The following is a 2,586-nucleotide window of genomic DNA, read 5'->3' as shown; positions in this document are numbered from 1 at the left end:
GGCCGGACGCGCCACTTCAGGCGTGACCGGACGGCGCACCGGTGCGCCGGCACCAACCCGCTTCGGCTTGGCCACTTCCTCGTCATCGACTGTTGCCAGTTCGGCAGCCAATGGCGCGCGGCGACGCGCCTCTTCCTCGGCCCGACGGCGGGATTCGGCCTCGGTCTGCAACCGTGCTTCTTCCTCGGCCTGGCGGCGCGCGGATTCATCGCGTTCGCGCTTGCGGCGCTCTTCGTCCTCGGCGCGACGCTTGGCATCCTCGGCGGCGCGCTGGCGGTCCTCGACCTCGCGAACCTTCGAGCCCTCGAGCGCCCTGCGGCGTGCTTCCATTTCACTGCGCGACAGTTCGTTCAGCACCATGCCGCTGCGCTCGACCGGGGCCGGGGGCGGCGGGGGTGGCGGCGCCTTCGGTGCTTCCGGCACGACGACGGGTGCGGCCACGACCGCCGGCTTCGGTGTGAAGACGGGGGCGGCAACAGGCTCCGGCTTGTCGCCGGGCATCGAGAACTTGCGCTTCTTGGTTTCGACGACGACCTGCTTGGTGCGGCCGTGCGAGAAGTTCTGGCGCACAGTGCCCTGTTCCATACCGGGGCGCTTCAGCGTCAAGGTCTTCTTCGGCGTCACACTCAGCGTATTGTCGTCACCCGATTTCGTATCGCTCATTCCATATCCTCTGCGGCATCATCTTCGTCAGCAACAGCCGCAAGCATTGCCAGATCGTCCGGGGAACCGCCCCGATACCGGTCGAGCGCAACCATGCGCTTCTGGACCGCCCTGCCCGCGTCTCCCGCGAGAACGGCAGCATGTATCACATTTGTACCCCCCAATGCCAAGCTCAACTCGGCCTCGGAGAAAAGTTTGTAGGCAAGGATAGCGGGCCCACCGAGATGGACCGTCGCCCGTCGCGCCTGGCTGATCTTGCGCACGCCGTCATCGGACGCCTCGGAAGCATGCAGCACGAAAAGCGCCAATCCGCCGCGCACCGCGCTCTCGACCTTGGTAGCACCAAGCGAAATTGCGCCTGCCTTGCGGGCAAGACCAAGCATGCCCAGAGCGTGCCTGGAAAGCAGCCCGTCGACCATGCCGCCAAGATCGGGCGGCACGACCACCTGTGCCTTGAAGGCGCGGGCAAAGAGGTTCTTCGCCGCAGCCTTGTCGATATGTAGGCGGTCGGCGCTCACCCAGCAACCGCGGCCGGGCAGATTTCTCTTGATGTCGGGAACGACGGCCGAATCCGGGCCGACGACGAACCGGATCAGATCATCCGGTTCGGCTTGTTTGCGCGTAACGATGCAGGTGCGATCGTTCATCTCGTCCAAGGGCGGGTTCGGTGCGATGCGGTTTCACCTCACGCACCAACGGCTTCGTCAGCCGAGACTTCTTCGGCTGCAAGCTCGTCTTCGGTGATCCAGCCGGCCTTGAGGCGGGCGGCCAGAACCATCTGTTCGGCGTCTGCGCGGGTCACGCCATGATTGGCCAGCACGCCCGGATAGACTTTTGTCTCGCCGTCCTTGCGTTCCTTCCAGCCGGTCAGGTCGTCGGCGGCATAGCCGGCGAAATCCTCGATCGTCTTCACGCCGTCCTCGCCAAGCGTCACCATCATGGCGGTGGTGACGCCGGGGATTTCGCGCAATTCGTCCGAAACGCCGAGCGCCTTGCGCTTGTCGTCGTGCTCGGCCTCGATCTTCTCCAGATATTCGCGGGCGCGGGTCTGGATCTCCGAAGCGGTGTCCTCGTCGAAACCATCGATAGAGGCGATCTCGCCGGAATCGACATAAGCGACTTCCTCAACGCTGGTGAAGCCTTCGGAGGCCAGCACCTGGCCGACCATCTCGTCGACGTCGAGGGCTTCCATGAACAGCGACGAACGCTCGACGAATTCCTTCTGGCGGCGCTCGGATTCTTCGGCTTCGGTCAGGATATCGATATCCCAGCCGGTCAGCTGCGAAGCCAGACGCACGTTCTGGCCGCGGCGACCGATGGCCAGCGACAGCTGGTCGTCGGGAACCACGACTTCGATGCGTTCGGCATCCTCGTCGAGCACGACCTTGGCGACTTCCGCCGGCTGCAGCGCCTTGACGATGAAGGACGCCGCAGAAGGCGACAACGGAATGATGTCGCTCTTCTCACCCTGCAATTCGCCGACGACCGCCTGGACGCGGCTGCCGCGCATGCCGACGCAGGCGCCGACCGGATCGATCGATGAGTCCCGCGAGATGACGGCGATCTTGGCGCGCGAACCTGGGTCGCGGGCGACCGACTTGATCTCGATGATGCCGTCATAGATTTCCGGCACTTCCATGGTGAACAGCTTGGCCATGAACTGCGGATGGGTGCGCGACAGGAAAATCTGCGGGCCGCGCTGCTCGCGGCGCACATCGTAGACATAGGCGCGGACGCGGTCGCCATATTTGTAGTTCTCGCGCGGGATCAGCTCATCGCGACGGATGATCGCTTCGCCGCGGCCGAGATCGACGATGACATTGCCGTATTCGACGCGCTTGACGGTACCGTTGACGATCTCGCCGATGCGGTCCTTGTACTCGTCATACTGGCGGTCGCGTTCGGCCTCGCGGACCTTCTGGA

Annotated in this window: 3 protein-coding genes; all 3 read right to left on the bottom strand. The window is 64.5% G+C overall.

Features of this window, described 5'->3' with window-relative positions; all coding sequences use genetic code 11:
* Positions 1-663, bottom strand: a 663-nt coding sequence (locus EOA22_RS30430; protein ID WP_206521363.1) for a translation initiation factor IF-2 associated domain-containing protein, incomplete at its 3' end; no start/stop codon positions are given.
* Entirely contained in the window at positions 660-1,310 is a 651-nt protein-coding gene (locus EOA22_RS30425) for an RNA-binding protein (protein ID WP_024503463.1), read from the bottom strand. The genes EOA22_RS30425 and EOA22_RS30430, both read right to left, overlap by 4 nt.
* A gap of 38 nt (positions 1,311-1,348) precedes the next feature.
* Positions 1,349-2,586, bottom strand: a 1,238-nt coding sequence (gene nusA / locus EOA22_RS30420) for a transcription termination factor NusA (protein WP_127390465.1), incomplete at its 5' end; no start/stop codon positions are given.

This window comes from Mesorhizobium sp. M7A.F.Ca.US.014.04.1.1 (assembly GCF_003998745.1).
GTDB classification, from domain to species: domain Bacteria; phylum Pseudomonadota; class Alphaproteobacteria; order Rhizobiales; family Rhizobiaceae; genus Mesorhizobium; species Mesorhizobium ciceri.
Note: the sequence above shows the minus strand (reverse complement) of the source record. Positions and strands in the feature narration are given on the sequence as shown.

What these genes read in the sequence shown, in the direction of transcription:
- EOA22_RS30425 (WP_024503463.1), bottom strand. Translation starts at nt 1,310, where the DNA reads ATGAACGATCGCACCTGCATCGTTACGCGCAAACAAGCCGAACCGGAT.